General features: G+C 68.3%; 8 protein-coding genes and 1 pseudogene. 7 read left to right on the plus strand and 2 right to left on the minus strand.

Annotation, left to right across the window (positions count from 1 at the left end; genetic code table 11):
* The 7 genes and pseudogenes from HMPREF3115_RS25595 to HMPREF3115_RS25625 form a co-directional block, all read left to right on the plus strand.
* Window positions 1–214 (plus strand): annotated as a pseudogene (locus tag HMPREF3115_RS25595) (hypothetical protein); the annotation flags it as partial.
* Window positions 215–394: 180 nt separating this feature from the next.
* Window positions 395–973, plus strand: a complete 579-nt coding sequence (locus HMPREF3115_RS25600) for a YqgE/AlgH family protein (RefSeq protein ID WP_006400969.1) — start codon at window positions 395–397, stop codon at window positions 971–973.
* Complete coding sequence (gene ruvX, locus HMPREF3115_RS25605; protein ID WP_053297565.1) at window positions 970–1419, plus strand: Holliday junction resolvase RuvX; 450 nt, start codon at window positions 970–972, stop codon at window positions 1417–1419. Before HMPREF3115_RS25600 ends, ruvX begins: the two co-directional genes overlap by 4 nt.
* Window positions 1406–1918 (plus strand): bifunctional pyr operon transcriptional regulator/uracil phosphoribosyltransferase PyrR, encoded by a 513-nt coding sequence (gene pyrR, locus HMPREF3115_RS25610; protein ID WP_053297564.1) that lies wholly within the window; start codon window positions 1406–1408, stop codon window positions 1916–1918. The genes ruvX and pyrR overlap by 14 nt, the downstream gene beginning before the upstream one ends.
* 73 nt (window positions 1919–1991) lie before the next feature.
* Complete coding sequence (locus HMPREF3115_RS25615; protein WP_006400966.1) at window positions 1992–3023, plus strand: aspartate carbamoyltransferase catalytic subunit; 1032 nt, start codon at window positions 1992–1994, stop codon at window positions 3021–3023.
* A gap of 59 nt (window positions 3024–3082) precedes the next feature.
* Complete coding sequence (locus HMPREF3115_RS25620; RefSeq protein ID WP_006406350.1) at window positions 3083–4369, plus strand: dihydroorotase; 1287 nt, start codon at window positions 3083–3085, stop codon at window positions 4367–4369.
* A gap of 19 nt (window positions 4370–4388) precedes the next feature.
* The gene (locus HMPREF3115_RS25625) at window positions 4389–5246 is read left to right on the plus strand and encodes a lysophospholipid acyltransferase family protein (RefSeq protein WP_048995277.1); all 858 of its coding nucleotides are present in this window, start codon (window positions 4389–4391) and stop codon (window positions 5244–5246) included.
* A 45-nt stretch (window positions 5247–5291) separates the two neighbouring features.
* On the opposite strand, the gene HMPREF3115_RS25630 is transcribed toward HMPREF3115_RS25625, so the two are convergent.
* Window positions 5292–6131: a symmetrical bis(5'-nucleosyl)-tetraphosphatase gene (locus tag HMPREF3115_RS25630; protein ID WP_070556640.1), complete on the minus strand. Its 840-nt coding sequence runs from the start codon at window positions 6129–6131 to the stop codon at window positions 5292–5294.
* 203 nt (window positions 6132–6334) lie between these two features.
* Window positions 6335–6521: hypothetical protein (locus HMPREF3115_RS32045; RefSeq protein WP_218079221.1), on the minus strand; the 187-nt coding region annotated here is incomplete at its 5' end.

Below are 6521 nucleotides of genomic sequence, written 5' to 3' on the forward strand. Positions count from 1 at the left end.
CGGGCTCGGCCACGCGGCGCTGCTGGCCGACACTTTGGGCCTCGCATGGCGCCGCGCCGCGCACGGGCTGCCGCTCGCCGGCAGCGCACGCGACGCGCATGCGCGCGCGGCCGACATGCTGCGCGCCGCACTGCTGAAGATCGCCGCCGGCGTCGCGCCGCCGGACCTGACGGCGGGGGCCGAAGCGCTCGGCACGGCGCTCGGCCGGCCCTGAGCGGAACGCCGGCCGGCATGGCGCGGCGGCCATGTCCGGCGCCGCTGCAACGCGCTGCCGACAGCGCCCGCGCGCGTGTTAGAGTGCCGTGTAATCGCGCGCGTCATTGCCAGCGCGTCGCGATGTTGCTCGTTGATCGCGGCCCGGTCAGGCCGCAGCGTCTTTGCTAAAATTCAAACCATGTCAAAGCCTTCCGATCGCATCAATCTCACCAACCAGTTCCTGATCGCCATGCCGAACATGGCCGATCCGACGTTCTCGGGAACGGTGGTCTATCTTTGCGATCACAGCGAGCGCGGTGCGCTCGGCCTCGTCATCAATCGTCCTACCGATATCGACCTCGAATCGCTGTTCAACCGGATCGACCTGAAGCTCGAGATCGAGCCGCTGCTGCACATCCCCGTGTACTTCGGCGGCCCCGTGCAGACCGAGCGCGGCTTCGTGCTGCACGAGCCGGTCGAGGGTGCGAACTACAGCTCGTCGATGTCGGTGGAGGGCGGGCTCGAGATGACGACGTCGAAGGACGTGCTCGAGGCGGTCGCAACGGGCACGGGCCCGAAACGCTTCCTGCTGACGCTCGGCCATGCAGGCTGGGGCGCCGGGCAGCTCGAGGAAGAGATTTCCCGCAACGGCTGGCTCACGGTCGCCGCCGATCCGCGCATCGTGTTCGACACGCCGGCCGAAGAGCGCTTCGAAGCCGCGCTGGGCCTGCTCGGCGTCAGTTCGTCGACGCTGTCCGGCGAAGCAGGGCACGCATGAGCGGCACGAGCGCGCGCGATGCGACGCTCCTGGCGTTCGACTACGGCGAGAAGCGAATCGGTGTCGCGATCGGCAATGCGCTGACGCGCTCGGCGCGCGCGCTCGTCGTAATTCCCAACCTGAACCGCGAGCACCGCTTCAAGGCCGTCGGTGAGCTGCTTGCCGAATGGCGGCCCGACGCGCTCGTCGTCGGGCTGCCCATGCATCCCGACGGCACGCCGCACGACATGACGCAGCAGGCGAAGCGCTTCGGCAACCAGCTGAACGGCCGCTTCGGGCTGCCCGTCACGTGGGTCGACGAACGCTATTCGTCGGTCGAAGCCGAGGCCGGGATGCGCGAGCGCAACGTGCGCGGCCGCGCACGCACCGACATGCTCGATGCCGAAGCCGCGCGCGTGATCCTTCAACAGTATCTCGATCAATTGTCCGACCATGAGCTCCATTGACGCCGAGGCGCTGTACCGCGCCCTGCTCGACCAGATCCGTGCCGCGTACGGCACCGCGTTCGCCGAACCGGGCGGCCCGCGGCTCGCCGGCATCTACAGCGGCGGCGCGTGGCTCGCCGAGCGTCTCGCGCGCGATCTCGGCGCGCCGGCGTTCGGCGTCGTCAACGTCGCGCTGCATCGCGACGACTACGCGAAGAAGGGGCTGCATAGCCAGGCGAGCCCGACGTCGCTGCCGTTCGACGTCGACGGCGCGCGCATCGTGCTCGTCGACGACGTGCTGTACACCGGCCGCACCGTGCGCGCCGCGCTGAACGAACTGTTCGACTACGGCCGTCCGGCTGCCGTCGAACTCGCGGTGCTCGCCGATCGCGGCGGACGCGAGCTGCCGGTCGCCGCGCGCTTTGCGGGCGGCACGCTCGACGTGCCGGCCGGCGCGACGCTCGTGCTCGCGCGCGACGACGCGCAGTTCACGCTGAACGTCGAGGCGCAGGCCGCCTGAACGACCGCGAAACCGTATCCCGGGCCGCCGGTTCGCGCCGCGGCCCGTTTGCATAGTTGGAATCACGCACACCATGACCACCGACACCACTGGCCGCACCGGCAATCCCGCCGCGGCCGCGAGCCCCGAGCGGTTCCGCTACGGTTTCCTGAAGGGCAACCCGCAGCTCACGAAAAACGGCGAGCTCAAGCATCTGCTGTCGATCGAGGGCCTGCCGCGCTCGATCGTCAACCACATCCTCGATACGGCCGAGCAGTTCGTCAGCGTGACGGACCGCGAAGTGAAGAAGGTGCCGCTGCTGCGCGGCAAGTCCGTGTTCAACCTGTTCTTCGAGAACTCGACGCGCACGCGCACGACGTTCGAGATCGCCGCGACGCGCCTGTCGGCCGACGTGCTGAACCTGAACATCAACGCTTCCTCGACGAGCAAGGGCGAATCGCTGCTCGACACGATCAACAACCTGTCGGCGATGCACGCCGACCTGTTCGTCGTGCGCCATGCATCGAGCGGCGCGCCGTACCTGATCGCCGAACACTGCGCGCCGCACGTGCACGTGATCAACGCCGGCGACGGCCGCCATGCGCACCCGACGCAGGGCCTGCTCGACATGTACACGATCCGCCACTACAAGCGCGACTTCACGAAGCTGCGCGTGGCGATCGTCGGCGACATTCTGCACTCGCGCGTCGCGCGCTCGGACATCCACGCGCTGACCACGCTCGGCGTGCCCGAAGTGCGCGCGATCGGCCCGCGCACGCTGCTGCCGGGCGGCCTCGAGCAGATGGGCGTGAAGGTGTTCCACAACCTCGACGAAGGGCTGAAGGGCGTCGACGTGATCATCATGCTGCGTCTGCAGAACGAGCGGATGAGCGGCGCGCTGCTGCCTTCCGCGCAGGAGTATTTCAAGACGTGGGGGCTCACGCCCGAGCGCCTCGCGCTCGCTGCGCCCGACGCGATCGTGATGCACCCGGGCCCGATGAACCGTGGCGTCGAGATCGACTCGCAGGTCGCCGACGGCCCGCAATCGGTGATCCTCAACCAGGTTACGTTCGGCATCGCCGTGCGGATGGCCGTGATGGGCATCGTCGCCGGCAACAACGACTGAGCCGCTTCGCGCCTTCTTATCCAGGCATTCAACGCATACAACGCATTCACAGACAGCGCATGAAGATTCATATCAAAGGCGGCACGCTGATCGATCCGGTTGCCGGCAGCGAGCGGCAGGCCGACGTATTCATCTCGGACGGCAAGATCGACGCGATCGCCGAAGCCGGCCGCGCGCCGGCCGGCTTCGCCGCCGACAAGACGATCGACGCGACGGGCCTGATCGTCGCGCCCGGCCTCGTCGACCTCTGCGCGCGGCTGCGCGAGCCCGGCTACGAGCACAAGGCGACGCTCGCGTCCGAAATGGCGGCGGCCGTCGCCGGTGGCGTGACGACGCTCGTGTGCCCGCCGGACACCGATCCCGTGCTCGACGAGCCGGGCCTCGTCGAGATGCTGAAGTTCCGCGCGCGCAATCTGCACCAGGCGAACGTGCATCCGCTCGGCGCGCTGACCGTCGGGCTGAAGGGCGAAGTGATCACCGAGATGGTCGCGCTGACCGAGTCCGGCTGCGTCGGCTTCACGCATGCGAACGTGCCGCTGCGCGACACGCAGGTGCTGCTGCGCGCCCTGCAGTACGCGAGCACCTACGGCTACACCACGTGGCTGCGCCCGCTCGACGCGTTCATCGGCAAGGGCGGCGTCGCGGCGAGCGGGCCCGTCGCGTCGCGGCTCGGGCTGTCCGGCGTGCCGGTCGCGGCCGAGACGATCGCGCTGCATACGATTTTCGAACTGATGCGCGTGACCGGCGCGCGCGTGCACCTCGCGCGGCTGTCGTCGGCGGCCGGCCTCGCGCTCGTGCGCGCGGCGAAGGCGGAAGGGCTGCCCGTCACGTGCGACGTCGGCGTGAATCATCTGCATCTGATCGACGTCGACATCGGCTATTTCGATTCGCAGTTCCGGCTCGATCCGCCGCTGCGCAGCGAGCGCGACCGAGAGGCCATCCGCGCGGCGCTCGCGGACGGCACCATCGACGCGATCTGCTCCGATCACACGCCGGTCGACGACGACGAGAAGCTGTTGCCGTTCGGCGAAGCGACGCCCGGTGCGACCGGCCTCGAACTGCTGCTGTCGCTGACCGTGAAGTGGGCCGACGAGACGCGCACGCCGCTCGCGCAGGCGCTGCGCCGCATCACGTCGGCGCCTGCGGACGTGCTGAATCTGCCGGCCGGCCGTCTGACCGAAGGCAGTGCGGCCGATCTCTGCGTGTTCGACCCGCGCGCGCACTGGCGCGTCGAGCCGCGCGCGCTGAAGAGCCAGGGCCACAACTCGCCGTTCCTCGGCTACGAGCTGCCCGCGTGCGTGCGCGCGACGCTCGTCGCCGGACAGGTCGCGTTCGAGCGCAACTGAACCACGCCGGGCTTTCCTCATGAACGCTATCCGCAAGCTGCGCCTCGTCTTTCACCTGTTGCGCGGCATGGCGATCGTCGCGCTGCGCTTTTCGCATGTGACGGCCGCGCGGCGCGCCGAGCTCACGCGCCGCTGGTCGGTGAAGCTGCTGCGGATCTGCGGGATGCGGCTCGTCGTGCACAACGACCGCGCGCGACTCGATGCGAGCGCGCTCGTCGTCGGCAATCACGTGTCGTGGCTCGACATCTATACGATCAACGCGTGGCGGCCGACGCCGTTCGTGTCGAAGGCCGAGGTGCGGCAGTGGCCGGTGATCGGCTGGCTCGCCGAGAAGCTCGATACCGTGTTCCTGCAGCGCGAGAAGCGCACCGAGGCGATGCGCGTCATGCACGAGATGGCCGAGCGGCTGCGCAGCGGCGGCGTGATGTGCGTGTTTCCGGAAGGCACGACGTCCGACGGGCAAGGGTTGCTGCCGTTCCATGCGAATCTGTTCCAGGCCGCGGTGTCGGCCGGCTGCGCGGTGCAGCCGATCTGCCTGATGTACGAGGACGCGCAGGGGCGGCAGTCGGTTGCGCCTGCGTATACCGGCGAGCTGTCGCTCGGCAAGTCGCTCGACATGGTGCTACGCGGCGGGCCGCTCGTCGCGCATCTGTACGTGTGCGATCCGATCGCGCCGGGCGGCGACCGGCGTGCGATGTCGGCGGCGGCGCGCGATGCGATCGCGGCCGCGCTCGAGGCGATGCAGGCGAAGGTTGGCAAGCCGTCGGCCGAGTCGCTGGCCGAGCTCGCGAAGCACGCCTATCCGGTCGCGGAAGTCGGCTCGGACGCGGCCCGCGACGGTGCCGCCGAAGAGCCGGTGCCCGGGCGCGAAGGCTGATCGTGCCGCGGTCCGCTTGTGCGGGCCGCGGCCGTTACATTGCGGTCATTCGCCGCCCGGAGTGCGGCATGCTTCGCATTGCACCTGCGTGACCGTGCGCTGCGCCGGATCGGCCGTGAGGCGCACGGCCGACAGCTGATTTCCCCATACGCATCCCGAATCGAGCGCGACCACGTTGTCGCGCAGCATCAGGCCGAGGGCGGCCCAATGGCCGAAGACGACCGTCACGTCTTTGGTGCGGCGGCCCGGCACGTCGAACCACGGCAGATAGCCGGGCGGTGCGCTCTCGGGGCCGCCGTTCGCCTTGAACTCCATCGCGCCGTCCGGCGTGCAGAACCGCAGGCGCGTGAATGCGTTGAACGCGACGCGCATCCGGTCGCGCTTTTTGAGGTTCGGATTCCATTGGTTCGGCTCGTTGCCGTACAGCTTTTGCAGCGTGTCGCGCCAGTCGGGCGCGCGCAGCGCCTGCTGAAGCTCGTCCGCGAGCTCGAGGGCGAGCGTCACGTCCCACTGCGGCAGCACGCCCGCGTGGACGAGCAGTTTGCCGTCTTCGAAATGCGCGAACGGGCGGTGGCGGACCCAGTCGAGGAGGGCGTCGGCGTCGGGCGCGTCGAGGATCTCGCCGATCGTGTCGCCGCGGCGTTCGGTGCGGATGCCGGCCGAGACGGCGAGCAGGTGCAGGTCGTGGTTGCCGAGGACGGCTGTGACGCGAGGGCCGAGGTCGATTAGCGCGCGCAGCGCGGCCAGGGAGCCGGGGCCGCGGTTTACGATGTCGCCGGCGATCCATAGCGGCGTGTCGGCGGGGGCGGAGAGTTTTTTCAGTAGCGAGTCGAAAGCTGAATGACAGCCTTGGATGTCGCCGATGGCGATTGGGGTTGGGGTCATGAGAGCGGCAGTGCTATTGATTTCCGCACGGAAAGAAGATTCGTTGGTACGAGACGCCATTTTGCAACCGACGTTCCCCGAAATGTCATTGATTCGGCAGGAAATTTTATTCGACGCAGGGGGCGGGAGCGCTGTATCAAGTTGTTAGCGGCGTGGCTTTGGGGGGCGCCCGGTCCCTATAATTGTCGTTTTCCCGAACAAAATTAGCATTTCATGACTTTAACTGCCATGGTGGCCGGGTAAAATTCCCGGTTTAGCGTGACGATGACGTCGCGTGCGAATTCGATGCGGTAGGGCCGGCTGGCGCTACCGGGCATTACTAGAGGGAGCCCCATGATTCTGGTTACCGGCGGCGCAGGCTTTATCGGCGCCAACTTTGTACTCGACTGG

It is taken from the genome of Burkholderia sp. HMSC10F09, from assembly GCF_001806955.1.
Classification (GTDB): Bacteria; Pseudomonadota; Gammaproteobacteria; order Burkholderiales; family Burkholderiaceae; genus Burkholderia; species Burkholderia multivorans.

What these genes read in the sequence shown, in the direction of transcription:
- HMPREF3115_RS25620 (WP_006406350.1), top strand. Translation starts at nt 3,083, where the DNA reads ATGAAGATTCATATCAAAGGCGGCACGCTGATCGATCCGGTTGCCGGC.
- ruvX (WP_053297565.1), top strand. Translation starts at nt 970, where the DNA reads ATGAGCGGCACGAGCGCGCGCGATGCGACGCTCCTGGCGTTCGACTAC.
- HMPREF3115_RS25615 (WP_006400966.1), top strand. Translation starts at nt 1,992, where the DNA reads ATGACCACCGACACCACTGGCCGCACCGGCAATCCCGCCGCGGCCGCG.
- HMPREF3115_RS25600 (WP_006400969.1), top strand. Translation starts at nt 395, where the DNA reads ATGTCAAAGCCTTCCGATCGCATCAATCTCACCAACCAGTTCCTGATC.
- HMPREF3115_RS25630 (WP_070556640.1), bottom strand. Translation starts at nt 6,131, where the DNA reads ATGACCCCAACCCCAATCGCCATCGGCGACATCCAAGGCTGTCATTCA.
- pyrR (WP_053297564.1), top strand. Translation starts at nt 1,406, where the DNA reads ATGAGCTCCATTGACGCCGAGGCGCTGTACCGCGCCCTGCTCGACCAG.
- HMPREF3115_RS25625 (WP_048995277.1), top strand. Translation starts at nt 4,389, where the DNA reads ATGAACGCTATCCGCAAGCTGCGCCTCGTCTTTCACCTGTTGCGCGGC.